Source organism: Micrococcus antarcticus (assembly GCF_044872765.1).
Classification (GTDB): Bacteria; Actinomycetota; Actinomycetes; order Actinomycetales; family Micrococcaceae; genus Micrococcus.
On the sequence record NZ_CP085253.1, the window covers coordinates 2562740 to 2588712 of the forward strand.

A 25973-nucleotide genomic window follows, 5' to 3' on the forward strand; every position below is an offset into this window, starting at 1 on the left:
GCGCGCGGCCGGGCATGCGCCGCCGAACCTAGGATGGATGCGACCGTCACCCCCGTATCCCCAGGAGGACCCGTGGCAGCCGAGCTGATCTCCGGACGCCGGGCGCGCATGGAGCGCACCACGAGCGAGTCGGACGTGCACGTGGAGATGGACCTGGACGGCTCCGGCGCCGCGGACATCTCCACGGGTGTCCCGTTCTACGACCACATGCTCACGGCGCTCTCGCGCCACTCACGGATCGACCTCAGGGTCCGCGCCACGGGGGACACCCACATCGACGTGCACCACACGGTGGAGGACGTCGCGATCACGCTCGGCGAGGTGCTCCGCGTCGCCCTCGGGGACAAGCGGGGCATCCGCCGCTTCGGCGAGGCCTCCGTGCCGTTGGACGAGGCGCTCGCGCGCGCCGTCGTGGACGTCTCCGGGCGTCCGTACCTGGTGCACGAGGGCGAGCCGGACGGGCAGCAGTACCACCTCATCGGAGGCCACTTCACCGGCTCCCTGACCCGGCACGTCTTCGAGGCGATCACGCAGCACGCGGCCATCTGCCTGCACATGGACGTCGTCCGCGGCCGCGACCCCCACCACATCGTGGAGGCCCAGTTCAAGGCGTTCGCCCGCGCTCTGCGCGCGGCCGTCGAGGACGATCCGCGCGTGGACGACGTGCCCTCCACGAAGGGCGCGCTCTGATGGCGGCGCCCACGTCCGTGCCCGGGGTGCGCCCGCGCGTTGCCGTCCTGGACTACGGCTCCGGCAACGTGCACTCGGCCGTGCGCGCCCTCGAGCGCGCCGGGGCCGTCGTCGAGCTCACCCGGGATCCGGACGCCGTGCTGGACGCGGACGGGCTGCTCGTGCCCGGCGTGGGCGCCTACGCCTCGGTGATGCGCGCTCTCACCGAGGTCGGCGGCACCCGCTGGATCGGCCGCCGCGTGGCCGGTGGTCGCCCCGTGCTGGGCATCTGCGTGGGCCATCAGGTCCTCTTCGACGCCGGGGTGGAGCACGGCGAGCGGACCCATGGCATGGGGGAGTGGCCCGGCGTGGTCGAGGAGCTCCCGGCCGAGGTCCTGCCCCACATGGGCTGGAACACCGTCCGACCGCCGGAGGACTCCGCGCTGTTCCGGGGGATCGAGGACGAGCGGTTCTACTTCGTCCACTCCTACGGCGTGCTGCGCTGGGAGTTCGACCAGACCATCCCCACCATGCGCCCCCCGCAGGTGACGTGGGCGCACCACGGCGCGGACTTCATCGCCGCCGTGGAGAACGGGCCGCTGTCCGCCACGCAGTTCCACCCCGAGAAGTCCGGCGAGGCCGGGCAGGCGCTGCTCCGCAACTGGCTGGAGACCCTCTGATGCCCTACTGGTCCGTCCTCTACCTCGCCCTCGGCGGCATCCTGCTCGGTGCCGCCTGGTCGATGCGCACGCAGAAGGCCCCCGGGTGGGCCGTCGTCATCGCCCTCGTGCTCGCCGCCATGGCGATCGCCGCCGCCTTCCTGACCGTCTCCCGCTGAGAGGTACCCCATGACCCCGAACACCCCCGCCCTCGAGCTGCTGCCCGCCGTGGACGTGCAGGACGGCCGTGCCGTCCGTCTCGTCCAGGGGGAGGCCGGCTCCGCCACCTCCTACGGCGACCCGCTCACCGCGGCCCTCGACTGGCAGCGCGCCGGCGCCGAGTGGATCCACCTCGTGGACCTCGACGCCGCGTTCGGCCGCGGGGACAACCGCGACGTCATGCGCCGCGTGGTGGAGGAGCTCGGCGTGAAGATCGAGCTCTCCGGCGGCATCCGCGACGACGCGTCCCTCGAGGGGGCCCTCGAGATGGGCGCGACCCGAGTGAACCTCGGCACCGCGGCCCTGGAGGACCCGGCGTGGACGGCGCGCGTGATCGAGCGCCACGGCGAGCAGGTGGCCGTGGGCCTGGACGTGCGCGGCACCACCCTCGCGGCCCGCGGCTGGACGAAGGAGGGCGGCGACCTCTGGGAGGTCCTGGCCCGCCTCGAGGACGCCGGCTGCGCCCGCTACGTGGTCACCGACGTCACGAAGGACGGCACCCTGAAGGGGCCGAACACCGAGCTCCTCGCGCAGCTGTGCGCGAAGACGGCCAAGCCCGTGGTCGCCTCCGGCGGCATCTCCTCGCTCGAGGACGTCGCCGCGCTCGCGGGGATGGTGGGGGACGGCGTCGAGGGAGCCATCATGGGCAAGGCCCTCTACGCGGGCCGGTTCAGCCTCGAGCAGGCGCTCGCGGTGGCCGGCGGCTCCACGGTGGACGAGGCGCGGGCCGCGCACCCCTTCGCGGTGGCCGAATGAGCGCGGACTCCGCGCACGAGGAGACCGTCGCGCTCGAGCGGCCGGCATCGCGGGAGCTGCCGGGGCACATCCGCGCCGCGCTGGACCGGATGCGGGAGAAGACGGCCGGGGAGAACGTCGCGGACACGGCCGGCGTCCCGTGGGAGGGCCGCGACCTCGCCGGCGGCGGCGTGGACGGTTCCGCCAATCCGCTGCACGCGTTCGACGCCGACGACGGCACCGCCGACGCCCGGTGGACCGACGTCATGGAGCGGCTCGCCCGCTCGGAGGCGACCGAGCAGGACGTCTCCGCGGTGCTCGGGCACATCCGGGTCTTCGCCGCCGTGGTCCCGACGCTCGCGGTCGACGAGGCGGACGTGCACGACCACGCGGACCACGCCGGCCACGGGCACGAGTTCGGCGCGCACGGGGACAAGGCGGCCGACGTCGCCCTGGTGACCCTGCGCGCCGCCGACGGCCGCGCCGCCCTGCCCGTGTTCACGAACGTGCCCGCCCTCACGGCGTGGAACCCCGAGGCGCGGCCGGTGGCCGTGTGGATGCCGCGGGCGTGCCTCTCGGCGGTGGACGAGGGATGTGAGCTCGTGGTGGTCGACGCCGGCGCTGAGCACACCTACGTGGTGCGCCGCCCCGCCGTGTGGGCGCTCGCACAGCAGCAGGAGTGGACGCCGTCGTACGTGGACCAGGAGGTGGCCGATGAGATCGCGGAGGTCGCGGACCTCGTGCCGCACCTGCTGAACCTCGGCCTCGCGCCGGGATCCGGCGTCGCGACGCGCACGGCGTCCGGCGCGGTGATGAACGGCGGCGGCTCGGGCCCGGAGCTCAAGGTCGTGGCCATGCCGACCCGCGGCGTGGACGACGCCGACGTGCGGCTCATGGCCGCCACGCTGCGCATGGTGCTGTCGGACCTGCCCCTGCTGGCTGAGCGGGCCGACTCCGTGGAGATCGCCGTCCGCCGGCCCTGAGCCCCGCGCTCCCATGGGCGTGCCGACCCCCATCGGCTACCGTGGTGGGGGAGGGGCGCCGCCGTTTCGGCCGCCCCGCGCTGGACGACCGTGCACTTCCGGCCGGTCCTAGGCATCCATCTGGAGGAGATGTCATGAGAAGCAGAACCCTGACCGGCGCGGCCACCGCCGCGCTGGGCGCCGTGGCGGTCGCCGCCGCCGGCCCCGCCCTCGCGTCCACCCCGCTCACCCAGGGATCGGCGCTCTCGGCGCCGGCCGGGGCGTGCAGCCTGACCATCGTGGACGAGTCCACCGCCTACACCGCGGCCCACTGCGGCGGGGCCGTGTGGGAGGTCGGCTCCCCGGTGCGCTCCGCCGAGGGCGCGCGCATCGGTACCGTCACCGCCCTGCCCGGCGAGTCCGGCGTGGACCTGGTGCGCATCGGCCTGGCCGAGGACGTCCGCGTGGTCGGCGACTGGGCCACCCGGCCCGCCGCCTCCGTGGAGGCGGGCGAGACCGTGTACACGCACGGCTCCTCCGTCCCGATGGGCCACCCCAACTCTCTGAGCCATGCCCACGCGTTCGACAGCGACGCCGTGTGCGCCGACGGCTATGCCGACCAGGTCGCCCTCGACGCCGCCACCACCCACCCCGGCGACTCGGGCGGAGCGGTCTACGACGCGCAGCAGCGCGTGGTGGGCGTCATCTCGGGCGTCGCGCCGGTGACCTTCGACGAGGACGGCGAGGCGGTCAGCTGCGACGCGAAGGCCATGTCCTCGATCATGGTCCCGATCGAGTCGACCCGTGCCCTCGACGCCGCCACGGCCTCCTCGGCGACGTCCGGCAAGACCCCCCGCCCCGCCCCCAAGCACGCCGCGCGCCCCGCCCCGAAGCACGCCGCCGACATGCCCACCGCCGGAGCGGCCCCTGTGGCCGAGTCCGAGGTCACGACGATCCCGGCGGAGGAGCAGAAGGAGATCGCCGACGAGCTGATCGCGAAGCAGGAGGCGAAGGCGGCCGCGGAGAAGAAGGCCGTCGCCGAGAAGAAGGCTGCGGCGGAGAAGAAGGCCGCCAAGGCTCCCGCCGCGGCCAAGGCTGAGGCTCCGGCCAAGGCCTCCGCTCCCGCCAAGGCCAAGGCCAAGGCCAAGGCCTCCGCTCCCGCCAAGGCCACGCCGGCCCCGGACCTCACCACCGAGGTGACCTACACCGCCGCCGAGGGCGTGGCCCGCGGCACCCGCACCCAGATCACCACGGACGAGGGCCGTTTCGAGTACATGAAGGTCTACGCCCTGGACGCGGACGGCTCCGTGCTGGGCGAGATGCAGCTGCACACCGTGCAGCCGATGGCCTGGATCAACGTCCCGGCGGACGTCCCCGCCGGCGGCTCCGTGAAGGTGATCGCGGTCAGCTCCGCCGACGCCCCCGCGGACACGGTGGTGACCCTGGGCGGCCAGCGCATCGGCTGATCCGTCCGGCCTCTCGGCCACAGCAGCACACCAGGCCCGGTGATTCCGCGAGGATCACCGGGCCTGGTGCGTCAGCACCGCCCCTCGAGGCGGTGGCCGAGCCGGGAGAACACCCGGCCGAGGGTCTCCGCCTCCCCGGGCTCCAGGGAGCTGAGGAAGAGGTCGTCGATCTCGCGCGCGTGATGGACGGCTGCGCGGCGGAAGGCGCGGCGGCCCTCGTCCGTGATCACAGCCTCGAATCCGCGCCGGTCCCGTTCCGCGGGGTGGCGCTCGATCAGGCCGCGGGCCACGAGGCTCTTGACCTGGTACGTCATGCGCGAGGGGGAGAAGACCATGCGCCCGGCGAGCTCTCCGAGGCGCAGGCGGCCATCGGGGGACTCGTAGAGGAGCAGCAGCAGGTTGTAGTCGGCCAGCGAGAGCCCGGCGTCCCGCTTCAGTCCGCGCTCGAGCAGCTCGGAGAGCATCTGGGTGGACTCGAAGTACGCGCGCCACGCCTGCTGGGCCGCACCCTCAGGCCTGCGGTCCTCGGGGGCGGAGCCGTACCACGTCGCGGCGTCGGCGGAGCCGGGAACCGGCTCAGGCGCCGGGGTTGAGGAGCTGGTCAAACGGAGTCACCTCCAGCTCTGCCTCGCCCTTCGCGCGGCGCGGCCGCGCGGGGCGCAGGAGCATGACCTCGGCGAGGTCCCTCCCTGCGGCCGCGATGCGCGCGCTCAGCGGGTGGTCCCGCATGGACGCCGCGGCCCCGGTCACCTCGCCCCAGTCGTCCGAGGCGGCGAACACCGCCGTGGGGATGATGCGCGTGCGCAGGTAGGAGAAGAGCGGCCGCATCGCGGTGTCGATCATGAGCGAGTGCCGCGCGGTGCCACCGGTCGCGCCGAGCAGCACGGCGGTGCCGCGCACGGCGTCGTCGTCCACGAGGTCCCAGAAGGCCTTGAAAAGGCCCGCATAGGACGCCTTGAAGGTGGGGGAGACGGCGATGACGGCGTCGGCCTGCTCGACCTCGTCGAGCGCGGCGCGCAGTGCCGGGGAGGTGGTGGCGGTCACCTGCGCCTGGGCGACGTCGACCGCCAGCTCCCGCAGGGTGATCAGGTGGATCTCGGGGGCCGAGCCCCGGCCCGCGAGGGCGCTCGAGGCCGCCTCGGCGAGGCGCTCGGCGAGCATGCGGGTCTGGGACGACTCCCCGAGGCCGCCGGAGACGACGGCGATGTGCCGCGTCTCGGGCGTGAACGGGCCGGTGACGGCGCTCATCGGCCGGACTCCCGCTCCGCGTGAGCGGCCGAGCCCTCGGCGCCGCCGGGGACGGGCGCCTCGCCGCGACGGGCGCGCTCGACGAGGAACGCGTGGGTGGGCGCCTCGGGCACGTCGGCCGGCGTGAGGGCGTCGAACTCCCTGCCGAGCACGGGGAGCACCTCGTCGCCCAGGATGTCGATCTGCTTCAGGACGGTGTCCGTGGGCAGGCCCGCATGGTCGATCAGGAACATCTGACGCTGATAGTCGCCCACCCAGTCGCGGAAGCCGAGGGTCCGCTCGATGACCTCCTGCGGGGAGCCCACGGTCAGCGGGGTCTGGCGGGTGAAGTCCTCGAGGGAGGGGCCGTGGCCGTACACCGGCGCGTTGTCGAAGTACGGGCGGAACTCCTTGACGGCGTCCTGCGAGTTCTTGGCCATGTAGACCTGGCCGCCGAGGCCCACGTAGGCCTGGTGTGCCTTGCCGTGGCCGTAGTGCTCGAAGCGCTGGCGGTACAGGCGCACCATCTGGATGACGTGCTCCTTGTTCCAGAAGATGTTGTTGTGGAAGAAGCCGTCGCCGTAGTAGGCGGCCTGCTCGGCGATCTCGGGCGAGCGGATGGAGCCGTGCCACACGAAGGGCGCCACGCCGTCGAGCGGCTGGGGCGTGAGGGTGAAGTCCTGCAGCGGGGTGCGGTGCTTGCCGCTCCAGTCAACGGTCTCCTCGTGCCATAGGCGGTAGAGGAGGTGGTAGTTCTCTACGGCGAGCTGGATGCCCTGGCGGATGTCCTTGCCGAACCACGGGTACACGGGTCCGGTGTTGCCGCGGCCCAGGGTGAGGTCCACGCGGCCGTCGGCGAGGTGCTGCAGGTACGCGTAGTCCTCGGCCAGGCGCACCGGGTCCATCGTGGTGATGAGCGTGGTCGCCGTGGAGAGCTGGATCTTCTCCGTCACGGCCGCCAGGTACGCGAGCAGCGTGGGCGGGTTGCCCGGGGCCACGAACGGCGGGTTGTGGTGCTGGCCCGTGGCGAACACGTCGAAGCCCGCCTGCTCGGCGTGCCGCGCGATACGCACGGTGTCCTTGATGCGCTGGTGCTCGGTGGGGGTGGTGCCGGTGGTCGGATCGGTGGTGATGTCACCGATCGTGAAGACGCCGAACTGCATGGGCTGCTCCTTCGGGGCGGGGCGGGGCGGGGCCGGACGGGCGAGGGGGCGGGCCCCTCGTCGTCTTTCAAAACTGAACCATATCCGTCAACGCGTGCCGAGCCGGGGGTATTCCGGGAGGACGACGACGGCGGGACACTGGTCGCATGACCGGGACCTTCGACGCAGGCCGCCTCGCGCACGTGAACGCCGTGACGGTGCAGCAGATGACCACGTGGAACTCCAACGACATGGCGATCCTCGGCCCCGACGGGGAGACCGTGGCGACGGTGGTGACCCGAGGCGGGGGCTTGAGCCGCATGCTGATGGGCTCGCGTGAGTTCGACGTGGTGGACGGGGAGGACGGCCGCGTCCGCTTCCACCTGCAGGACCCGGCGACCTTCGGGCGGGACCGCTTCCAGGTGTTCGACGCGCAGGGGTATCCGCTGGCCAACGTGGCCCGGGAGTTCGCGTTCTTCCGCACCGCCGTGAGCGTGGAGGTGGTCGACGGGACGCGGTTCTCCGTGACGGGCGACCTGTTCGACTACGACTACACGTTCGCGGCCGGGGAGCGGCAGATCGCCCGCGTGACGGCGGAGTTCGCCGGGTTCCTGAACGCTCTCGCGGGGCGCTCGCGGTACCAGCTCACCGTGGACCCCGCGATGCCGCCCGTGGTGCGCTGCGCGGTGCTGGGCACGGCGATCGCCCTGGACCTGCTGCGCGCGAAGGACCAGCGGAAGAACTGAGCGGGCGCGGTCTCGGCAGGCCCGGTGTGAGCCGGACTGCACCACACACCGGAAGCCCTAAGCTTCTGGGGTGGACTTCGGAGCGTACGGACGGTTGCTGCAGGACCCTCGGATCCGCCAACTGCTGATGGTGGGCTTCATCGCCCGCTTCCCCCACACGGCGGCCGGCGTGATCCTCACGCTGCACGTGGCGCTGACGCTCGGCCTCGGCTACGGCCAGGCCGGCCTCGCGGCGGCGGCCATGACGCTGGGCATCGCCGTCGGCGCTCCGTGGCGCGGCCGCGTGGTCGACGCCAAGGGTCTGCGCCGGGCGCTGCTGCCGTCCGTGGTGGCGGAGGCCCTCATCTGGCCGATCGTGCCGTGGCTGCCCTTCCCCTGGATGCTGCTGGCCGTGTTCCTCGGCGGCGTGTTCGCGCTGCCCATCTTCTCCGTGGTGCGCCAGGGCCTCGGCGTGCTCACTCACGGCAAGGATCGCCAGACGGCGTTCGCCCTCGACTCGATCATCACCGAGACCATCTTCATGATGGGCCCGGCCCTCGGCGCCGTGGTGGCCGCCACGTGGTCCAGCGCGCTCGGGCTGACCATCGTGGGCCTCTCCAGCGCCCTTGGCGGCCTGCTGCTGATGTGGTTCAACCCGCCGACGCGCTCGAGCCAGCTGGCCGTCGTCGGGCCGGCCACGGACGACCCGTACACGGAGGCCGAGGACCGCGATCAGGCGGTGGCCCAGTCCGTGCACGGCGCGCCGATGCACGTGGAGATGACCGCCCCGGACCTCGCCACGGGCACCGTGCCGCTGGTGACCGGAGCGATCCCGATCATCACGGGTGCCATGCCCCGCATCGCGGAGGACGGCTCCGGGCCGGTGCCCCAGGCCCGCCTGGGCCTGACGCGGCGGGAGCGGCTCGCGCTGTGGCGGGAGAAGAACTTCGCGTGGGTCACCCCGGAGGCCCTGGGCGTGCTCGTCGTGTCCATGGCGGCGGGCATCGTGATGGTGGGCACCGAGGTGTCCATGGTGGCCGAGCTGGAGCGCGCCGGCCAGGCGGCCGCGGTGGGCGTGGTGTATGCGCTGTGGTGCGGTGCCTCGGCGATCGGCGGCCTGTTCTACGGGGCTTGGGGGCGCCAGGTCCACCCGTACCTGCTCATGGCTCTGTTCGCCCTGTTCACGATGCCCATGGCGGTCGTGGACGGTCTGTGGCCGCTGGCGCTCGCCTCGATCCCCTCGGGCCTGCTCACGGCGCCCACGCTGGCCGCTGCGTCCTCGCGGCTCTCGAACCTGGTGGTGGAGGAGCGCCGCGGCGAGGCGATGGGCTTCTACGGCTCGGCCATGACTGCGGGCGCCGCTCTCGGCGCGCCGGTGGCGGGCGTCTTCATCGACGCGATCTCGCCGGCGGCCGGCTACGTGTTCGCCGCCCTCGTGGGCTTCGTGCTCGTGGCGGTGGCCGCGCTGGCCACGCTGACCCGACGACGGCGGGGTGCCGCGCGCTGACCGCGGCGGTGGCGGCGGTCAGCGGGTGAGGTCGCCCGGCCACCAGCGCCGCACGATGGTGAACAGCAGCGTGACCGCGGCGAGCGCGACGAGAGCGGCGGCGGCGGAGAACGCGGCCGCGGCGTCGCCGACGGCGTCCCACCCTTCGTCGCTGAGGGTGGAGATCATGGACAGGGCGGACCCGCCGAACGCGAGGGTGAGGATCACGCCGAACCCGCCGAGCACGAGGTCCGCCGCGCGCACCGCAGCGGCCCACGTTCGGCGCCGTGCGTCCGTGAGCAGCAGCCCAGCCCCGGCGAGGGAGGCCAGCGAGCCGAGGACGGGGAGGTTCACGCCAACAGCTCGTGGATGCGGCGGACCACCACGTCCGTGAGGTCGGCGTCGTAGCCGGAGGTCGAGGAGTCCATGAACAGGTGCTCGGCGCTCTCGTACTCGAAGAGCACCGCGGGGGCGTCCGGATTCTCATCCGTCGCGGCGATCGAGCGGGCCAGCGGCAGGTCCTCGTCCTTGACCCAGGCGTCCTCGGAGGCGAGGTGCACCTGCAGGGCCGTGTGCGGCTGCCACAGAGGGGCGAACGCGGTGAGCGGGACGAACCCGGAGATGTCGATGCATGCGCGGAAGGCGGGCACGGTCTGAGCCGCCTTGTGGGCGGGGACCACGCCCATCGAGACACCGGCGACGACGGACGCGGACGGGAACTCCGCGGCCACGCGCATGCCCTCGAGCGCGATCCGGTCGAAGCCGCCGAGCGTCCCCACGTGCGCGATGCCCTCCTGTGGGGTGGCGAAGAGCGCGCCGTCGAAGAGGTCCGGCGTGTGGACCTGATGGCCGCCGGAGGCGATCTTCTCGGCGAGGTCGCGGACACCGTCCGTGAGGCCGAGGGCGTGGTGGAAGAGGATGATCTGAGCCATGGGTCACAGCGTAGACGCGGGGCCGGACACCGCAGCGGGTCCGCGGGCGGGCCCTCTGCTGGGGAAGGACAGCTGAGCGGGGATGCCGGGCTCCGGGTGATCGGGGGAGACGAAGACGGCCCGGCCGGGAAGCGGCTCCACCGCGATGACCTTCGGCCACACGAGCCGGTGCTCCCCGCTCGTGCCCGCCGGCACGTAGAACCGGTGGGGGAGGTGCAGCAGGAGGCGTGAGGTCGCGAGGTCGCGGCCGCCCAGGGCCGCGAACCGCACCCGTCTCCCCCGCTGGGTGCCCAGCCAGTGGTGCAGCTCCTCGTCGAAGGACCGGTACGTCTCGCCCACCCGGAGACCTGCCCAGCCGGCCCACCCGGTGACCACCGCGGTGCCGCCGTGATCGGCGAGCGCGTCGAGCGCCGTGACGGCAGCCTGGGCGGCCTCGTCGCCCCCGTCGGGGGTGAGGACGGTGTGGCCATGGGGCAGGCCCGGGCGACCCGTCTCTCCGGAGCCGTCGAGCATGAGCACGCCGCCCGGCCCACGCGCGGCCACGTCGAGGACGGACTCCAGGATCAGCTCGCGGCCGCCGGCCGCCTCCGCGATCCATGCCGTGTTCCCCGCGGAGCCGTGCGGCCAGCGCCAGACCACGTGCCGTGCGCGGGACGCGTCGTCGATGAGGGCGAGAGCGTCGCGGCCCCGCCTGCTCGAGCGGTCGGGGGCCCACACTCCCGGGAGGGCGGGAGAGACCACCGGCGCCGGTGTCGGCCAGCATCCCTGCGCGTACGCGTCCCTCACGTGCTCCACGACGGCCTCCCACGAAGCGGCGGTGGCGGCCGGCACGGCCTCCTCGCCCGCCCGCCGCCACACGGGTTCGGCGGCAGCCACCGCCCACTGCGAGGCACGGAACGCGACGGGCGCGCGGCCCGCCCGGGAGAGGATGGCCGATCCGGGGCGGGAGGCGTCCAGGCGGAAGGCGTCCCGCGAGCCGACGAGGTCCCAGGACTCCTGCTCCGTGGCCGTGCGCAGGGCGATCGTGGCGCCCAGGTTGGAGCGGATGTCCCCGCTGACTGCACCCGTCGCCCGCTGCGTCGCGAGCAGCAGGTGGAATCCGAGGGACCGCCCGGTCGCGGCGAGGCGCTGGAGCACGGCACCGGCGTCGGGGTGGTCGTCCATGAGGACCCGCAGCTCGTCGACCGCCACCACCAGGCGAGGGAGCGCCACGTCCGGACGGCGACGGCGGAAGGCGGGGTAGTCGCTCACCCCGAGCCCCGCGAAGAGCGCCTCGCGTCGCCTCAGCTCAGCGCTGATCGCCGAGAGGGCGCGCAGCGAGGCGGCGCCCACGTGGTTCGTCTCCACGCTCATGGTGTGCGGAAGGGCGGCCAGATGCCCGAAGGACGCCCCGCCCTTGAAGTCCAGCAGGATGAAGGCGAGCTCGGCCGGAGGGTGGTGCGCGCTCAGACCCACGAGCAGGGACAGCAACAGGTCGGACTTCCCCGAGCCCGTCGTCCCGGCGACCAGGATGTGGGGCCCGTCGGCCGCGAGATCCAGCCACAGCCCGCCCGTGGCCGGCGGCCCGCCAGCGGCCGGACGCGCGGGATCGCCCGTCGTCACGGGCGCGCGGACCCCGTCGACCGCCGAGAGCGTCCCCACCTGCGGCGGCGGGCGCAACGGCGGTGCCGCCGTCGTCCCCGAGAGGAGCCCGAGGCCGACGACGTCGTCGGCCAGCTCCAGGAGCCACCACGTGAGGGTCGCGGGGGAGATGCCCGTCATCACGACGTCGGCCAGCGTGGTCCCGTCCCCGGCGCGGTGGAGGGAACGGGCGGTGAGGTCGAGACGATCCCCAGGCACGGAGGGGACGGACGGATCCTCGGCCTCGGCGCTGAACCGCACCTCGGACACCGTGCGCTGCGGATCCGCGGAGGGTGGCGGAGCGACGTCGGCCCGGCCCAGCGCCTCAAGCCATCGTGCCCGCGTCGGTGCGACCCAGTCCGAAGCCGGCAGACCGAGGTGCAGCTCGCGTGCGGCCACCCCGCCCCGCCACCAGCACTCCCTGCCGTGGGGCGTGGTGACCGTGAGCGTCAGTCCCGCGGCCACGGCGTGGCGCAGGAGCTGGAAGAGGGCCCACCGGGCCGCGGCGTCGAGGGGACGTCGTGCACCGGTCACCGTGATGCTCCGCTCGTCGGCCAGGGTGGAGAGGGCGGGCTGTGACACGACGACGGCCTCCTGCCATTGCCGCGCGGCCTCCGGCCGGGACAGCGGAAACGGCCCCATGCCCGTCCCCCAGCGGAGGACGCAGGCTGCGTCCTGCCCCTGCCCTGAGACCCCGAAGCGATCCGCGGAGCGCGACCGCGCGGCACGGGCGACCTGCCCCGGGCACGGCGCCTGGCCCGAGCGACGGGCGGCCAGCTCCGAGGCTCGGCCGCGCAGGGCACGGGCGTGCTCGCGCCGGGCACGTCGTTGCAGGCCGATCATGGTCCCGACCGTCAGGACCGACATCAGGCCGAACAGCAGGAAGAGCCCGCTTCCGCTGGTCAGGGCGAGCACGAGGCCGATGACGATCGGCCCGGCAGCCATGAGGAGCGGCAGCAGCATCGCCTGCTCGCCCGGGGGACTGCCGAGGTCGACGACGGCCGCCGCCACCTCGCGGGGCGGGTCCAGGGGACGCTGTGGCCCGCGCATCGTTCCGAGGGAGCATCGGCCCACGAGCAGGGGCTCCAGGCCGTTCCACTGCTCGGGCGTCGAGCGGCCAGGGCGTCGCACCGTGAGCCCGGCGGCCGCGAGAGCGAACCGAGTGGGGCGGGCGGGCGCGGTCGGGTCGTCCAGGAGGAGGTCGACCGTGCCGCGCCCCGCCGAGACTCCGGCCGGCGAGACGGGAGCGATCCGCCCCGCATCCGGTCCGTCCTCCGACAGGATGCTCAGTTCAGGCCCGGGGGCGCGTCGGGCCGGGCCCGCGCCGGCCGGACGGACGACGTAGGTGAGGGCGCCGGATGCGGAACGGCCGCGGCGGAGCGAGCCTGCGGGGAAGCGGCGGCGGACCTCGTCGTCCTGCCGTGCGGGGTCGGCGGGAAGGTCGGAGACGACCCAGACGTCGTCGTCCCCGGACTCGCCCAGGAGGCGCACGGTCCAGGTCATGACGGATCCTCTCGGGGCCGGTGTCCAGGGGCGCCGGGCTGACGCCGCGGCCAGGATGACAGCTGAGGCGATGCGGACGCGACGGGGTGTCCCTCACTGTGGAGAACCTGCCCCGGGAAGACGTCCGATGAACAGTTGTCCACAGCTTGGGGAACCCCATGGAACCCATCCGAGTCGGGGAGATAGGTTCGATCACGACATGCGGTGCGGCGCCGGGGGATGGCGCTTCAAACGGGCACAGGAGGATGCATGGATGCCGTGCGCATACTCGAGGACGAGGTCAGAGAAGTCGTCCGTCGTCAGGGTGTCGATCCGCAACGGGAGGGCGAACGCGTCCGGCTGCTGATCCACGAGGCGGTCTCGGACTACGAGTCCCGCTCGCTGGTGAGCTCCCTGCCGCCGCTGGACGATGCCGGCCAGGCGAGACAGGACCTCTATGACTGCATCGCCGGTCTCGGACCCCTCCAGCGGCTGATGGACGACCCCGGAGTGGAGGAGATGGAGGTCTAAGTCATAACCCGCGTATCCATGCGGATTTCGACAAGCCAAGTGTGCCACAGATGCTGTGGCATCGACCGCTTGTGTGGCACGTTTGTGGCACATCGTGGGGTCTGTGGCGGGTTAGGGAGCCGAGGTGCGCCTAGGGCGCTGTGTGCCGCTCTGCGAGCCCGAAGCGGTCTCGGGCGGACACTGGGTGGGTCTGACCTCTCTACGGGCGTCCTAGGTGTACCCGGTCATGAGGTTGGTGGCACCCGGTTCATGGGCGGGTGTCCTCCGAGCGCGGCGTGACCCCGCTCAGTGTTGTAGTACTCCAACCACGGGGCAAGCGCGTCCTGTCGGTGAGCACTGGAGGTGAACACCTGCCGGTAGGCCCACTCGATCGCCAGCGTCCGGTTGAACCGCTCGACCTTGCCGTTCTGCCACGGGCAGTGCGGGCGGATGAACTTCTGCCTGGCCCCGAGCCCGGCCACCGCGGCCCGGAACGCTGCACTATGGCGATACGCGAACGCGTTGTCCGTGATGACACGCTCGATCCTCGTGATCCCCCGAGAGGCGAAGTACGCCGCGGCCCGCTGCAGGAATCCCGCGCACGTCTGCCCGGTCTCGTCGGCCAGGACCTCGGCGTAGGCCAGGCGGGAATGGTCATCGACCATCGCGTGCACGTAGTCGTATCCGATCTTGGGGCGCCGGCCTTTCTCAGCCTCGGTCGCCGCGCGTCCTCGTGCTCTCCAGCCCCCGCCCTCGGGGATCTTGCCCAGCTTCTTCACGTCCACGTGGACCAGTTCCCCGGGCCGGTCTCGTTCGTACCGGCGCGTGGTCGTCTTCGAAGAACGGATCACCTCCCCGGTGATCGGGTCGCATGCGGCCAGGCGGGGCACGTGATGACGACGCAGGATCCTGCCGATCGTGCGTGCTGGAACCCCGGTGAGCGGGGCAAGACGGTCCTGCCCGTACCGGTGCTCGGCGCGAGCGGCGAGCACCGCCTGCTCCGTGGCTGCAGAAGATCTCGTGGGGCTGGTGTGGGGGCGGGAGGAACGCGTGGCCAGGCCTGCATCGCCCTCGCACGCGTACCGGTCGATCCAGGTCTTCACGCATTTTCGTGAGACCCCCATCGCGGCGGCGATGTGGGCTTGAGCCCATCCGGCTTGGTGGCGTTGGACGATGAGTCGACGACCGTGAACGGTCAGGCGGGCGCTACCGTGGGACATGAGAACCTCTGGGTTTGTGATGTGGGCCTTAGACAAGCCACATCCCACCCGGAGGTTCTCCTTTGTTCAAGCTCCCTCGTGCCACCAACGTCCTGACCGGGTACACCTAGGGCTCGTCAGGCTCTCCCGTGGGCGCGGACCGGCCTCGGCGACAGTGTGGTGCCCTGTCGTGCGATGTCCGTCCCCTGTGCGATGCTGACGGGCAAGTGGGTCGTGTGCAGTGATATTCGGCTCTGCATACCAGACTTAGCAACAAAGGAGCGCACCATGAGAAACGTGAGCCTGGCGGCAGCCAAAAAGGCAAAGCAGGACGAGTTTTATACCCAGTGGGCGGACATTGAGCGGGAGATGAACGCCTATCTGGAGTATGACCCGGATGTCTTCCGGGACAAGACAATCCTGCTCCCGTGCGACGACCCTGAGTGGAGCAATTTCTCCAAGTTCTTCGCGCTTCACTACATGGACTACGGCATCAAAAAGCTCATCTCCACGAGCTACGCGCCGAACAGTAACGCGGATGGTGTGTTCTACAAGCCCACTCTCTTCGATGACCCTCAGTTCGATGAGGACAAAGACTCGGTCCGGGGAAAAATCTTCGTATTGGAGCGCGAGGATACGAACGGCGATGGGCGGGTAGATATTGACGATCTCAAATGGTCTTACCTTGAGGGCGACGGCGATTTCCGTAGCGAGGAGGTGACTGCCCTTAGGGACGAGGCGGACATGGTCATCACGAATCCGCCGTTCTCCCTTTTCCGATCTTTCATTCAGTGGCTGGATGAGGGTGACGTGAAGTTCTCGGTCATCGGCAATGTAAATGCAATCACCTACCCGCAGGTCTTCGAACTCATCCAGCACAACCGCCTCTGGAAGGGTGCAACCGCGAATAACACCGACATGGTGTTCCGGGTTCCTACTGGATTCGATGTTCGCGAGTCTGACCGGGAGAAGGCGGAGCGGCTCGGGTATCCCTCGGACGAGGAGAACACCTTCACGCGTCTCGGAAACTCTTGCTGGTTCTCCAACATTGACCACGGGCGACGCCATGAGCCAATGCAGCTGTTGTCCATGGAGGACAACCTTGCGTTCAATAAGAGGATTGCCAGCGTCGGTTATCCGTCCTATGACAATTTTGACGCCATCGAGGTCGCCTCGACCAGTGGCATCCCTAGCGACTTTGAGGGAGTCATGGGCGTTCCCATTACTTTCCTCGATAGGTTCAATCCCGAGCAGTTCGAGATCGTTGGCATGAGTCGATTCACCAAGACCACGGGCATGTCTAAGAAGTTCGTGGATGACTACTACGCGTCGGGTCAGACCGGTCAGATCCATGAGGGACACCCTGACGTTGGCTATTACGACAGAGATGGGAAGCCAGTGGTTCCCTATCGCCGCATTTTCATCCGCCACCGTAACCCCGAATCGAAGGAGGTATGACGATGAAGACCGAACTGAAGCGTTACACTGTCCGCGAGGTTACAGAGGGCTTCCTCTACAGCGAGCTGGAGGCCAAGGGCCTCTATGGTCTCAAAGGCGACCTTGTGGTCCAGCCTGAGTATCAGCGCAACTACATCTATGGCGACGGCAAGAAAGATGTAGCGGTGATTGAGTCGGTGCTGAAGGGCTACCCGCTGGGGCTCATCTACTTCGTGGATACGGGCGACACCACCGGTCCCCGGCTGGAGGTGCTGGACGGTCAGCAGCGGATCACCTCTCTGGGCCGTTTTGTGACCGGCAAGTTCGCAATCGTCTGGAACATGCGCGAGCAGACGTTCTCATCCCTGCCGAAGGAGCTACAGGAGACGATTCTAGACGCGGAGCTTTTGGTCTATGAGTGCTCCGGCACTGAGGCTGAAATCAAGGAATGGTTCCAGACCATCAACATTTCCGGCGTGCCTCTGACTAAGCAGGAGCTGCGCAACGCGGTCTATTCCGGTCCGTTCGTGACGGCGGCTAAGGCTGAGTTCTCCAACTCGGCGAACGCCCTCCAGAACAAGTGGTCGGCCTACGTCAAGGGTGAGCCGAAGCGCCAGGAGGTGCTTGAGGTTGCCTTGGATTGGGTGGCTTCGTCTAAGGGGCAGGACATTGACGGCTACATGGCTGCGCACCGAACCGACACGGACATCGCCGAGCTGAAGACCTACTTCACCTCGGTCATCGACTGGGTCACTTCAGTCTTCACCCCTCCGGCAGACAAGACCATGCGCGGTCAGGAGTGGGGCGACCTCTACGAGGAGCACCACCACAAGCCCTACAACGCGGCCACCGTCTCCAAGCGGGTCACTGAGCTGCTCCATGACCCTGCGGTGGGCAACTCGCGCGGCATCTACGAGTTCATTCTGGGCGGGGAGGAAGACACCAAGCTGCTCAACGTGCGCCTCTTTGACGACAAGACGAAGCGAGCCGCCTACAAGCGGCAGACGGAGGAGGCGGAGCAAGAGGGGGTTTCCAACTGCCCGATGTGCGCCATCGGTCACGAGTCGAGGTCGGCGCGCATCTACAAGCTCTCGGAAATGGAGGCGGACCATGTCTCGGCATGGTCAGAGGGTGGCTCCAGCGAGCTCGCTAACTGCCAGATGCTCTGCAAGCCGCACAACGCGGCTAAGGGCAACCGCTGACCTGACGGCGCGCAGAAGCCCCGCCACTTATTACTAGGTGGCGGGGCTTCTCGCGTCACTTGGAAAGGTTTTCCAGCAGCTTAGTGTGGGCGTCCAGCAACTTCTCCCGCAGGGATTCGTCAGGCTCGAACTGAGCTGCGCGCTGGACGGCCATGAGCGGGTAGCCCACCTTATCCATGTCGCCAAGCTCGCGGGCATTCAAACTTTGGGCGGCGAGGCCGCGAAGCTGCTCTCGCACCTCCGGCTCGATGTCCTCGCTGGCGACCATAGCGGGACCCATGGCAATCAGGAGGGCGCGGTCGGCTTCGAACTTGGTATCAGTCATGACATGTCTCCTTGGTCCGGGCGCACCGTGCGCTCGAAGGTGAGCGTAGCCGGTGGCTACATGACGGTGCGGCATCCTTCGCCCCTCTCAGCGCGCCTACCTCCCGTAGGTGCTCCGTCGCCCCCTGATGGCTCCCTGGCCTCTTTGTGTGCGCCATGGATCGTGTTGCGGCTCAACCCTGCCTCACGCGCTATGCGTGGCATAGGGAGGCTCTGGGGGCGTCTGGCGACCAAGGCGTCGGCTCGCTCGGGCTTGAGGGCTGGCAGGCGGCGGGTGAGCTAACCCACCGCCTTGCGGTTACGAGCCCATCGAGGCGGCGTTCATTGGTGAGGGCTGCCCTACTGTTGCGTCCCCTGAGACCGGGCGGATCTGTCGGGGTGATGCCGCGCGCGGGGAAAATGAGACAGAAGGCCGTAGTTGAGGGATACTGGAGGCATGGGCGAACAAAAAAAGGTAACACATCGTAATCATTTCGTGGCGCAGGGGTATTTGAAGAATTTTGCCACGGACGACAAGCGGATATACGAGATCCCATTTGACAAGACCAAACGCGCGGGCATCAAGCACATTCGAAATACCGCCAAAGAAACTGACTTATACACGCTTGAAAACACCGCCATTTTCGACCGGATTGACATCGCCGAGGAGATGCTCAATGTGGTGGAGCAAGCCGCCCACCCCCTACTCCGAAGACTCTGTGAGGGGAAGTGCCGCCTGAACCCGCAGGAGCGCGGAACCTTGTCCCACTACTTTGCGCTCCAGCTCACGCGCGGGCCAGAGGTTCAGGCCAGATATAAGCATTTCCTTGCTTTTCTGGACGACCAAAAGACAACCGTGTCCAGCTTGGACGATGTCAATAGAATTGCCAAGCACTACCGAGAGGGGCGGTTTCCTTATTTCGACGCTGCAACTGTATGGAAGAACATGAATGACGAGAACTACACCTTCAGTGAAGTCATCATGTTGGACCATTTGCGAAACATATTTATTAGCGCCGAAGACATCTATCCATACCTCCTTGGGCGTCCTTGGGAGTTTATTTACTTTAGGGACTACTCCCTTTTTACGTCTGATTCTCCAGTCTCGCCCTTTGCTGTTAGTCGCGAAAAAGCCGCGCAGCGGTTTGTCGTAGAGGACGCGGACGGCGTGATTGTGCCTATTGGCCGAAAGCTCGCAATCAGGATGGGAAGGTCTCCCAAGACTCCGCAGGGTCTGTCTCCGCTGGCTGCGGCTATGCACAAAATGTTTGTCGAACGTGCCATAAGTGGCGAATTAGATTCACGCTCTCTGGGGACCCCGGAGGATGCAGATGTTTTCAACAAAATGACGCTGGATACGGCATTTAGGTATATCTATCGCCATCCAGACGATGCGCATTTGAACCCAGAGAAACTGCCCAACCAAAGTCTCCTAAAGTAAAGAATTCCGAGGTGCGGGTCCGTCAAAGCCCGTCTCGCCCTCGGTTGCTACAGCCGTGGCACCCAGTCTGACCGCTCCCGGAGCCTCTCTGAGCGCTTTGTAAATTGTGTTGCGGCTGACGCCTGCCTCGCGCGCTATACGGGCCACAGGGACGCCTTGAGCGTGTCTGAGACATGCGTCCTCGGCTTGCTGGGGTGTGAGTGCTGGAGCACGGTGCCCACGCTTGCCTGCGGCCTTGGCTGCGGCGATGCCTTCGCGGCGTCTCTCGTCAATCAGTGAGCGCTCGAACTCCGCGAAGATACTGAGCATGTGGAACATGAGACGGTCCATAGGACGGGTGTCCGAGTCGGGGGAGTAGGTCAGGTTGTCTTTCTCGAACTGGACGGTGACACCCTTGGCGGTCAGCTCCTCCACGATGGCGAGCAGATCGCGCAAGTTGCGCCCGAGCCGGTCGATGCTCCAGACGCGCACAGTGTCGCCCTCGCGCGCGTAGCCCAGCAGCTCGGCCAGCACGGGGCGGTCGCGGGTCTTGGCTGATGCCTTCTCCCGGAACACTCGGTCAGCTCCCTCGGTGATGGTCTCCTGCCTGTCGAGGTTCTGTCCGGTGCTGGATACGCGCAAATAGGCGAGAACTTGTCCGTTACTCATTTTTCCTCCTGTTGATAACACTCTTAGAGGAAATATCAGAACTGTTCAGCTTGCGCCCTGGGGGGCTTGATGAACATGCAATGCCTTGAGTGATGGGGCCGTTCATCTTGTAGGCATTCTGAACACCAAAGGACCCCTCCGGCGTGGAGTCAGAGGGGCCCTGTGGGTGCTGTGGCGGCTAGTCGAGGTCGGGCAGTGCGTCGAGGTCGTCCAGGTCGCGGTAGGTGAGGTCTTCCAGGTCTGCGAGCACGTCGTGCTCCTCGTGGGTGTGCGCGGCGATGAACTCATGCAGGTCGCTCTTGGACAAGTAAGCGAACTTCACTTTCATCGGTGCTCCGGCCTCTCCTTTGACAAAGCCGATTCCGGCTGTGGCGTAACCGTTGTCAGCGGTGGCCGGTCGGAGGGCGGTGGAGTCATAGCCGTTTTCCGCCGCTCCGTCTCCCAAGATAAAATCGTTCAGGTATGCGCTCTCTTGCCTGAGCACGATTTTATTAACGAGGTTCGCTCGGAGGCCTTTGAGATTTTCCTGCTCGGCAAACTGGGTGGCCATGATGACAAAAAAACCGCATCCGCGCCCCATCGCAAGAACGTTCTGAAGATTAGTCCATGCCGACATTCCGGGTTTTCCTCTAAGTTTCAGGGCGTTATAGAGGGCGAAGACCTCATCGACTATTAGTATGTGCCACGGCGTTGAGGGGGATGGTTCTACACTGGTCAGCCCTCGCTTAATATTTTTCTCCATGCGCTCATGGAACTCGTTGATGAGGTCAATGGAATCCTCGGTCGATGTCACAACGCGCTCAAATAGATCCGTAGCTGAAAACTGGGCGACGTCTGCATGACGTGGGTCGATGCCGAAAATCTTGACTGACCCATCCGCGATGAACGGCGACAACTGGTAGATGGATGCCAATAGTGGTCCGGACTTGCCCGACCCGGTCACACCGAAAATTAGGGTGTGGTGCGTGGGCAGCGACCAGGTGACCCCGTCTGACGTAAATGCCATGGGCAGCCCCTTCGGAGACGTGGCGGGGTGCTCGGTGAAGAACTCCACTCCGGCGCTCATGGTCTCCAGGCTGTCGCGCAGGGGCTGTCTGGACGCGATGAGGGTCACGGCGCTGGGGTTGTCGTCGGGTGTGCGCTCCAGGACGCGGAGCCCGAGCTGGGACCGGATAGCCGGGAAGAGCCGCTCGATGTCGGCGGGGTTGTGCCCGTCGTAGAGGAGCTCGATGGCGTAGGTGTCGTTGGGGTCAGGTGTCCCGCCGATGGTCTTGGACTCCTCCTCGGTGAGGGGTCGGATGGTGACGCGGCGGGAGGCTTCGCGGATCTGGTGCCGGGCGTGGAATTGCTGCCCCTTGGGAACCTTGGGCTGTCGCTTGACGGATGCTCGCACGGCGCGGGCGTAGGGGCTGAGCCACGCTTTGTATGCGGGTCGGCGCTCACCCTCGTCTAGGTCGCTCATGTAGGCGCTGGCGGGCGCGTAGCGGTCGATGACGGCGCGGTTGCTGAGTAGCGCCACTAGCTCGTCATGGAGGTGTTTGGGAATGCGTCGGCGCGTGCGGTCGAACCATGCCACCAGGATGGGGGTGATGAACCGGACGGCGGCGGCGATGCCGATGAGCGCGATGCCGATGAGCGCCCAGAGTGGGGGAGGGGCGATGTTCATCGTGTCTCCTCCTCGCTTGTTGGCACTGTCGCCGCCGGCTCCTGTGGAACCGTCACGCGCTCGGTCTGTCGGGCGGGGTGGGGTGTCCGCCCGGTGATGGGCAGCACTAGCAGCCGCTTCTTGTCGATGAGTCCGGTGCCAGCGTTGCGGTCGGCGTCTCGGACGCGCTTGGCGATGGCAGGCGTCCCGCAGAAATAGACGGCTCGCTGGTAGGCGATGCCTGCGGAGAACTCGGCGCGCAGGGTGCGCATGATCTGCTCGTAGGCCTCGGGCTTCTTCATGGCAATTTCGACCTCCATCAGGATGTTGGTGGTCCGGGGCTGCTTGGCGCTGCGGGCCATGTCGTCCAGCCGGATGGCGAGGTCGTTCTGGTGGATGGGCTTGTGCGTGTCCAGGTTCTTGGTGGCCGGGGTGGCGATGGTGAGCAGCTCCGGGTGGCGGGCCACTATCTCGGCATGTTCAACGTCTCCAGCGTCGGCCTCGGCCAGCAGCTTCTCGGCGGTGCGGTAGCGGTAGGCGGCGTAGGTGGCCCCGGCCTTGCCTTCTTCGCGCAGTGAGGCGAGCTGTCGGGCGATGGAGTCGTAGGCGCTGCGCATCTCGTTCTCGCTGACCAGGAGCTCCAGGGGGAGCGCTCCGGGAAGACGTAGCTCGCTCGCCAGCGGGGCGGTGGGTGAGACAAGCTGCGCCGCTACAAGGGCGATGTTGCGGTAGTGCTCCAGACGGCTGATGCTCAAGCCCTTGATGCCTCGCCAGGTGGGGATGTCGTAGCCGTAGAACGTGACGGCCTCGTGTCCCAGTGGGGTGAGTCCGTAGTGGGAGACGCCGGACAGCGGGTTGCGGTATCGGCTGACCGCTCCGAGCTGGGTCAGCTTGGTCATCTTGCGGGTGATGCCGCTGGGGGTGGGGAGTTCATCTCCGCCCACCCATGGGTTGTCGCCTCGGTAGGCGAGGTAGGACAGGGCCTCGGCGTCGGCAGCCGGAAATTTCGCCAAGAACGCGAGATAAATCGCGTCTCGTTGGGTAATCCTGGCTCGGGTGTTCTTCGTGGGGTTCGTGCTCATGGTGTGCCTCCTGAGTGCGCGTCGATGTCATGTCCGGGAGTCCTCCCTGACGTGTTGAATATCGACACGGCAACAGCGGCGGCGTGTGCCCCTGTATCCCCTCCTAATGGCGCGTCCGTGCGTCCTGATGTTTGTGGTGCGTAACTGGTGCCCGAGGTGGGTGAGTGCCCTCGGTGTCGGTGAGGGGGTGCAGTGGGGCGGCTGGGCGGGGTTGTGGTGTCCTTGTAACCCGTTCAGCCACTCACCACATCTTTCTATCTAAGTCTTAGCGTGATTGAAAGATGTTCAATCCCTTAGTTGGTTTTCCGCTCCGTCGCCGCTGGGCACAGTGTCATCAGTCGGCGGACAGTGACCCTAAGTTCGCAGGTTTCGGCTTCGGTCGTTTGCGGTTCAGATACTTGGTCAGGGTGGAAGCTAACGTCGTCGTCACCTGTGCAGAGTTGAAAACCTGGTCCATGTCAGATTTCGCGGTGTTCTCTGCGATGTCCTGGAGTTCGCTCAGTGCGTGCCTGGCTGCCTTGGCGGCGGCGATCTGAGCGGGTTGGTTTCGGGTAGGCACGTCGTCCCCGGTCGTCATGGTCATGACGTGGAAGACGAAGTGCATCCGCTCCCTCATGCTGCTCGTGCGGAGGAACGTGGTGATGTTGTCCATGGTCAGGTCTCCGGCGTCCTGGGTTCCCCAGTAGCCGAGGAACGCGAGCTCTCGGTAGGTGTGCGCGCTGCTCGGCTCAACGTAGAGGTCCAGGTTGATAGGTCTTGGGGTCATGCTCTCAGTGTGGGCGATGAGGCCGCGGCTCGTCGCGGCGACACGAAGTTTTCTGCGATATGAAGTATTGGTCGCGGTGTGCGGCCACAGAAGCCTGCGAATCGTGCCCCGTAGGCTTTTGTCTCGTGCGTGTCATTGCGAGTCGATGTTTTTTGATATTATGAGATGACCAAGCATGGCAGACGGGCTGAGGCTCGTTCGAAGGGGTCGGGGATCTTCTACTCTCCGACCCCTTCCGCTTTTTTGATATACATTGGCAACAACTGAATATTCAGTGTTTTCTCACCCGTCTTCCGTGCTTGGTCGCAAGGCTGACGACAGAGTAGGGAACACCGCGAGAAGCGCCTGAATCGTCGGCCTTTTTCGTGTCTGGCGGTCAGGGTGTCGGGTCACCCTCCGGACACCTCAACTCCGCAGCGTTTGGACGGGCGGATTGGCGCGGTGTCGTCACTCGTGGAAGCCGCTGAGACTTGAAACCTCTGAGAACGTAGTAGCGGGCGTGACCCTAGCGCAGTGGGGCCGATTCGTCGGGTGGTCAAGGCGGTGTGACCAGAGGTTTCTCCCGCGTCGTCATGCGGGATCATAGACCCCTCTATGTCTTCTTTAGGGTCGGGGCGGAAGAAATTTTCGGTGACTCATCGAGCTGCGGAGGATCAGAAGCTCCAATCTGCGTCCGCTGAACTTCTGACGGCGTGGGCGTAGCGCGCCATGGTGAAGGCAGGCGAGGCGTGTCCCATTTCGAGGGCGACCTGTGCAACCGGGATGCCCGCGTCGAGCCTCGTAGAGACTGCGTAATGTCGAAGGGCATGGTGAGTCCATCCCTGGCGTGTCTCCCGGTTGCGGCGGTGTGCGGGGTAGCTGCCGGTGCGGTCAGAGACAAAGTCATAAATTTCATTCATCTCACTCTTGAAGTTGTTGTGGCTCATGTAGGTGCCCCCGGTGAGGGGGTCTGGTCCCATGTAGCCGGTCCATCGGGGGCTGTATTTCACTCGGGAGATTTCACCCTGTTTGTTTCGCTTAGGTGGCTGTCGGGTCGGGAAGAGCATCGTGCGCGCCATGAGTCGGATGCGTTCGCGCTCGGTCAGGTCGTCCCGTTCGAGCCATGGCGTGACGACGGCTTCGAGGCGGTGCATGACAATCATGTAGAGCGCTGGGGCGTTCTGCTCGTGCCAGATGGTGAGGGCGTCTTCCTCGCTCAGGGAGCGCCAGTCGCTTGCCGTGGGCGTCTCGGTGTCTTTGCGGTGCGCGAAGTCCCAGCGTGGCGTCTGTCCTCGGTCGTTGCGGAGGAAGGGCGGCAGGTAGGCGTATCGGTCGCGGTTGGACTTGGGTGCGGTCACCCAGATTTTCCCCGCGTTGGCAGTGCTTGCCGACTCACTGACGTGGATTTTCCCGTCCCATGGGAGCCTGTAGCCGGTTCCGAAGACTCGCCTCATGGCGAGCCACTCCCGCAGGGCGCTCTCGTCCAAGAAATGACCGACGCGCAGGGCGAAGATCTCGCCGATGCGCAGTCCCGCTCCAGCTCCAAGAGCGACGATGGCGCTGAGCATCTTGTAGCGCTCCCGCAGCTTGCAGTCTTCACGCTCGCGAATCTGGTCCAGGTTCTTGTAGTGCTTGGGGACCCCGCGACGCTTCTTGTCGATGATGCTGGGCGGCAGTCCTGCCCGAAAGATCGGGCTGTAGCCGCTGTGGAAGCCTGTGGGCTCGCGCCAGAGTTCTTCAGCGTCAATTTTCAGGGGTCCGGCGGGGGTGTTGTCATCGGAGTATGTGAGGTGGTCCAAGGTGAGATGTGGGTCCAGCGTGTGCCATGTGACATTCAGGACAGCGGCGACGTAGTCGCTGGGCGGGATGTCGCCCTTGCTCACCTCCGTCTGCCGGTTGTCTGTTCGGTCGCCGGTGAGGATGAGCGCGTCTGCGTAGTGGTCGCCGGTGCTCTTGACCCAGCCAAGAGAGTGCGCGTAGGAAAAGACCCCCTTGATGACGGTTTTGGTGGTCTTCTGGCGGTCACGACTGACGGCGGTGAGGTCGTAGGCGTCTGTGAGTTGGGAGGGACGAATGCGATTGATGGGGATGTCCCCGAGCGTGTTGGTGTAGGCGCGCGCGAGCTGGGTGTAGTGCTCGGGGGTGCGCGGTGACCACTTGGGGCGGCGGGTGTTGATCCAGCTGGTGACCATCTCATTGAACGTCGGGACGGGGTCGGTGCGGGAGCGGTCCGGCTGTCCTTCGACGTAGATGCCGAGGAGGCTGGCGGCCTTGGCTTCGGCCTCCTCGCGGGTCTTGCCGCCGCTGGTCGTGCGGCGCTTCCGCGTGATGGGATCCGTCCAGACGATGCGCCAGTAGGGCTTCGCATCCGTGGGCCGCGTGAGGGTTGCTGCTCCGTCGAGGATCTCGATTCCCGCGCGTCGCTTCTGTGGCATGG

25 protein-coding genes are annotated in these 25973 nt (G+C 67.6%); 12 read left to right on the forward strand and 13 right to left on the reverse strand.

The window, feature by feature from the left end; genetic code table 11:
* Positions 1-33 precede the first annotated feature (33 nt).
* From hisB to LG274_RS11970, 6 genes are all read left to right on the forward strand, one after another.
* Positions 34-690, forward strand: coding sequence for an imidazoleglycerol-phosphate dehydratase HisB (hisB, locus tag LG274_RS11945; RefSeq protein WP_319074736.1), 657 nt, complete (start codon positions 34-36; stop codon positions 688-690).
* Positions 690-1349, forward strand: coding sequence for an imidazole glycerol phosphate synthase subunit HisH (gene hisH, locus LG274_RS11950; RefSeq protein ID WP_298712770.1), 660 nt, complete (start codon positions 690-692; stop codon positions 1347-1349). The genes hisB and hisH overlap by 1 nt, the downstream gene beginning before the upstream one ends.
* Positions 1349-1507 carry a hypothetical protein gene (locus LG274_RS11955; protein ID WP_248115232.1) on the forward strand — a complete coding sequence of 53 codons (159 nt, stop codon included), beginning with the start codon at positions 1349-1351 and terminating at the stop codon, positions 1505-1507. The genes hisH and LG274_RS11955 overlap by 1 nt, the downstream gene beginning before the upstream one ends.
* 10 nt (positions 1508-1517) lie before the next feature.
* Positions 1518-2303, forward strand: a complete 786-nt coding sequence (priA, locus tag LG274_RS11960) for a bifunctional 1-(5-phosphoribosyl)-5-((5-phosphoribosylamino)methylideneamino)imidazole-4-carboxamide isomerase/phosphoribosylanthranilate isomerase PriA (protein WP_248115231.1) — start codon at positions 1518-1520, stop codon at positions 2301-2303.
* Positions 2300-3265 (forward strand): SseB family protein, encoded by a 966-nt coding sequence (locus LG274_RS11965; protein ID WP_298712773.1) that lies wholly within the window; start codon positions 2300-2302, stop codon positions 3263-3265. Before priA ends, LG274_RS11965 begins: the two co-directional genes overlap by 4 nt.
* A gap of 134 nt (positions 3266-3399) precedes the next feature.
* On the forward strand, positions 3400-4710 hold the full coding sequence (locus LG274_RS11970) for a trypsin-like serine protease (protein ID WP_298712776.1): 1311 nt from the start codon (positions 3400-3402) through the stop codon (positions 4708-4710).
* 71 nt (positions 4711-4781) lie between these two features.
* Here the strand turns inward: LG274_RS11970 and LG274_RS11975 are convergent, their stop codons facing one another.
* Genes LG274_RS11975 through LG274_RS11985 form a run of 3 tightly spaced genes read right to left on the reverse strand, consistent with a single transcriptional unit; the run spans position 4782 to position 7100 of the window.
* Positions 4782-5315, reverse strand: coding sequence for a MarR family transcriptional regulator (locus LG274_RS11975; protein ID WP_343282344.1), 534 nt, complete (start codon positions 5313-5315; stop codon positions 4782-4784).
* Positions 5287-5958 carry a CE1759 family FMN reductase gene (locus LG274_RS11980; RefSeq protein WP_248115227.1) on the reverse strand — a complete coding sequence of 224 codons (672 nt, stop codon included), beginning with the start codon at positions 5956-5958 and terminating at the stop codon, positions 5287-5289. Before LG274_RS11980 ends, LG274_RS11975 begins: the two co-directional genes overlap by 29 nt.
* The gene (locus LG274_RS11985; RefSeq protein ID WP_404464672.1) at positions 5955-7100 is read right to left on the reverse strand and encodes an LLM class flavin-dependent oxidoreductase; all 1146 of its coding nucleotides are present in this window, start codon (positions 7098-7100) and stop codon (positions 5955-5957) included. The genes LG274_RS11980 and LG274_RS11985 overlap by 4 nt, the downstream gene beginning before the upstream one ends.
* Positions 7101-7246: 146 nt before the next feature.
* On the opposite strand from LG274_RS11985, the gene LG274_RS11990 reads away from it, so the two are divergent.
* Both LG274_RS11990 and LG274_RS11995 read left to right on the forward strand, forming a co-directional pair.
* Positions 7247-7825: an LURP-one-related/scramblase family protein gene (locus LG274_RS11990; protein WP_404464674.1), complete on the forward strand. Its 579-nt coding sequence runs from the start codon at positions 7247-7249 to the stop codon at positions 7823-7825.
* A 70-nt stretch (positions 7826-7895) separates the two neighbouring features.
* A complete protein-coding gene (locus LG274_RS11995) occupies positions 7896-9311 on the forward strand; it encodes an MFS transporter (protein WP_298984789.1) in 1416 nt (471 codons plus the stop codon).
* Between the two features lie 18 nt (positions 9312-9329).
* On the opposite strand, the gene LG274_RS12000 is transcribed toward LG274_RS11995, so the two are convergent.
* The 3 genes from LG274_RS12000 to LG274_RS12010 are packed head-to-tail and all read right to left on the reverse strand — an operon-like array spanning position 9330 to position 13345.
* Entirely contained in the window at positions 9330-9644 is a 315-nt protein-coding gene (locus LG274_RS12000; protein WP_298712792.1) for a hypothetical protein, read from the reverse strand.
* Positions 9641-10222: a dienelactone hydrolase family protein gene (locus LG274_RS12005; protein ID WP_298984787.1), complete on the reverse strand. Its 582-nt coding sequence runs from the start codon at positions 10220-10222 to the stop codon at positions 9641-9643. Before LG274_RS12005 ends, LG274_RS12000 begins: the two co-directional genes overlap by 4 nt.
* Positions 10223-10225: 3 nt before the next feature.
* Entirely contained in the window at positions 10226-13345 is a 3120-nt protein-coding gene (locus LG274_RS12010) for an FtsK/SpoIIIE domain-containing protein (RefSeq protein ID WP_404464677.1), read from the reverse strand.
* Between the two features lie 249 nt (positions 13346-13594).
* Here LG274_RS12010 and LG274_RS12015 point away from each other — a divergent pair, with 249 nt between their 5' ends.
* On the forward strand, positions 13595-13855 hold the full coding sequence (locus LG274_RS12015; protein WP_404464679.1) for a hypothetical protein: 261 nt from the start codon (positions 13595-13597) through the stop codon (positions 13853-13855).
* Positions 13856-14079: 224 nt separating this feature from the next.
* Here the strand turns inward: LG274_RS12015 and LG274_RS12020 are convergent, their stop codons facing one another.
* The gene (locus LG274_RS12020; protein WP_271438116.1) at positions 14080-15054 is read right to left on the reverse strand and encodes an IS481 family transposase; all 975 of its coding nucleotides are present in this window, start codon (positions 15052-15054) and stop codon (positions 14080-14082) included.
* Between the two features lie 267 nt (positions 15055-15321).
* Between LG274_RS12020 and LG274_RS12025 the strand changes: the two genes are divergently transcribed.
* Together LG274_RS12025 and LG274_RS12030 are read left to right on the forward strand one after the other, a co-directional pair.
* Entirely contained in the window at positions 15322-16491 is a 1170-nt protein-coding gene (locus LG274_RS12025; protein ID WP_404464681.1) for an adenine-specific methyltransferase EcoRI family protein, read from the forward strand.
* A 2-nt stretch (positions 16492-16493) separates the two neighbouring features.
* Entirely contained in the window at positions 16494-17672 is a 1179-nt protein-coding gene (locus LG274_RS12030) for an HNH endonuclease family protein (RefSeq protein WP_404464683.1), read from the forward strand.
* A 55-nt stretch (positions 17673-17727) separates the two neighbouring features.
* Here LG274_RS12030 and LG274_RS12035 read toward each other — a convergent pair whose 3' ends face one another.
* Positions 17728-17997 carry a hypothetical protein gene (locus tag LG274_RS12035; RefSeq protein WP_404464685.1) on the reverse strand — a complete coding sequence of 90 codons (270 nt, stop codon included), beginning with the start codon at positions 17995-17997 and terminating at the stop codon, positions 17728-17730.
* 435 nt (positions 17998-18432) lie between these two features.
* On the opposite strand from LG274_RS12035, the gene LG274_RS12040 reads away from it, so the two are divergent.
* Positions 18433-19416 (forward strand): DUF4238 domain-containing protein, encoded by a 984-nt coding sequence (locus LG274_RS12040; RefSeq protein WP_404464687.1) that lies wholly within the window; start codon positions 18433-18435, stop codon positions 19414-19416.
* Here the strand turns inward: LG274_RS12040 and LG274_RS12045 are convergent.
* The 5 genes from LG274_RS12045 to LG274_RS12065 all read right to left on the reverse strand — a co-directional run bounded on the left by LG274_RS12045 (position 19408) and on the right by LG274_RS12065 (position 25971).
* Positions 19408-20064, reverse strand: a complete 657-nt coding sequence (locus LG274_RS12045) for a recombinase family protein (RefSeq protein WP_404464689.1) — start codon at positions 20062-20064, stop codon at positions 19408-19410. The two genes, LG274_RS12040 and LG274_RS12045, sit on opposite strands and share 9 nt — an antisense overlap.
* A 178-nt stretch (positions 20065-20242) precedes the next feature.
* Positions 20243-21730, reverse strand: coding sequence for a type IV secretory system conjugative DNA transfer family protein (locus LG274_RS12050; protein ID WP_404464691.1), 1488 nt, complete (start codon positions 21728-21730; stop codon positions 20243-20245).
* Positions 21727-22791, reverse strand: coding sequence for a hypothetical protein (locus tag LG274_RS12055; RefSeq protein WP_404464693.1), 1065 nt, complete (start codon positions 22789-22791; stop codon positions 21727-21729). The genes LG274_RS12050 and LG274_RS12055 overlap by 4 nt, the downstream gene beginning before the upstream one ends.
* Positions 22792-23125: 334 nt before the next feature.
* Positions 23126-23557, reverse strand: coding sequence for a hypothetical protein (locus LG274_RS12060; protein ID WP_404464695.1), 432 nt, complete (start codon positions 23555-23557; stop codon positions 23126-23128).
* 653 nt (positions 23558-24210) lie between these two features.
* The gene (locus LG274_RS12065) at positions 24211-25971 is read right to left on the reverse strand and encodes a hypothetical protein (RefSeq protein ID WP_404464696.1); all 1761 of its coding nucleotides are present in this window, start codon (positions 25969-25971) and stop codon (positions 24211-24213) included.
* Positions 25972-25973 lie beyond the last annotated feature (2 nt).

Excerpts from the sequence above, each read along its gene's own strand:
- hisB (WP_319074736.1), top strand. The coding sequence starts at position 34 with ATGGATGCGACCGTCACCCCCGTATCCCCAGGAGGACCCGTGGCAGCC.
- hisH (WP_298712770.1), top strand. The coding sequence starts at position 690 with ATGGCGGCGCCCACGTCCGTGCCCGGGGTGCGCCCGCGCGTTGCCGTC.
- LG274_RS11955 (WP_248115232.1), top strand. The coding sequence starts at position 1,349 with ATGCCCTACTGGTCCGTCCTCTACCTCGCCCTCGGCGGCATCCTGCTC.
- priA (WP_248115231.1), top strand. The coding sequence starts at position 1,518 with ATGACCCCGAACACCCCCGCCCTCGAGCTGCTGCCCGCCGTGGACGTG.
- LG274_RS11965 (WP_298712773.1), top strand. The coding sequence starts at position 2,300 with ATGAGCGCGGACTCCGCGCACGAGGAGACCGTCGCGCTCGAGCGGCCG.
- LG274_RS11970 (WP_298712776.1), top strand. The coding sequence starts at position 3,400 with ATGAGAAGCAGAACCCTGACCGGCGCGGCCACCGCCGCGCTGGGCGCC.
- LG274_RS11980 (WP_248115227.1), bottom strand. The coding sequence starts at position 5,958 with ATGAGCGCCGTCACCGGCCCGTTCACGCCCGAGACGCGGCACATCGCC.
- LG274_RS11985 (WP_404464672.1), bottom strand. The coding sequence starts at position 7,100 with ATGCAGTTCGGCGTCTTCACGATCGGTGACATCACCACCGATCCGACC.
- LG274_RS11990 (WP_404464674.1), top strand. The coding sequence starts at position 7,247 with ATGACCGGGACCTTCGACGCAGGCCGCCTCGCGCACGTGAACGCCGTG.
- LG274_RS12005 (WP_298984787.1), bottom strand. The coding sequence starts at position 10,222 with ATGGCTCAGATCATCCTCTTCCACCACGCCCTCGGCCTCACGGACGGT.
- LG274_RS12010 (WP_404464677.1), bottom strand. The coding sequence starts at position 13,345 with ATGACCTGGACCGTGCGCCTCCTGGGCGAGTCCGGGGACGACGACGTC.
- LG274_RS12015 (WP_404464679.1), top strand. The coding sequence starts at position 13,595 with ATGGATGCCGTGCGCATACTCGAGGACGAGGTCAGAGAAGTCGTCCGT.
- LG274_RS12020 (WP_271438116.1), bottom strand. The coding sequence starts at position 15,054 with ATGTCCCACGGTAGCGCCCGCCTGACCGTTCACGGTCGTCGACTCATC.
- LG274_RS12025 (WP_404464681.1), top strand. The coding sequence starts at position 15,322 with ATGAGAAACGTGAGCCTGGCGGCAGCCAAAAAGGCAAAGCAGGACGAG.
- LG274_RS12030 (WP_404464683.1), top strand. The coding sequence starts at position 16,494 with ATGAAGACCGAACTGAAGCGTTACACTGTCCGCGAGGTTACAGAGGGC.
- LG274_RS12035 (WP_404464685.1), bottom strand. The coding sequence starts at position 17,997 with ATGACTGATACCAAGTTCGAAGCCGACCGCGCCCTCCTGATTGCCATG.
- LG274_RS12040 (WP_404464687.1), top strand. The coding sequence starts at position 18,433 with ATGGGCGAACAAAAAAAGGTAACACATCGTAATCATTTCGTGGCGCAG.
- LG274_RS12045 (WP_404464689.1), bottom strand. The coding sequence starts at position 20,064 with ATGAGTAACGGACAAGTTCTCGCCTATTTGCGCGTATCCAGCACCGGA.
- LG274_RS12050 (WP_404464691.1), bottom strand. The coding sequence starts at position 21,730 with ATGAACATCGCCCCTCCCCCACTCTGGGCGCTCATCGGCATCGCGCTC.
- LG274_RS12055 (WP_404464693.1), bottom strand. The coding sequence starts at position 22,791 with ATGAGCACGAACCCCACGAAGAACACCCGAGCCAGGATTACCCAACGA.
- LG274_RS12060 (WP_404464695.1), bottom strand. The coding sequence starts at position 23,557 with ATGACCCCAAGACCTATCAACCTGGACCTCTACGTTGAGCCGAGCAGC.
- LG274_RS12065 (WP_404464696.1), bottom strand. The coding sequence starts at position 25,971 with ATGCCACAGAAGCGACGCGCGGGAATCGAGATCCTCGACGGAGCAGCA.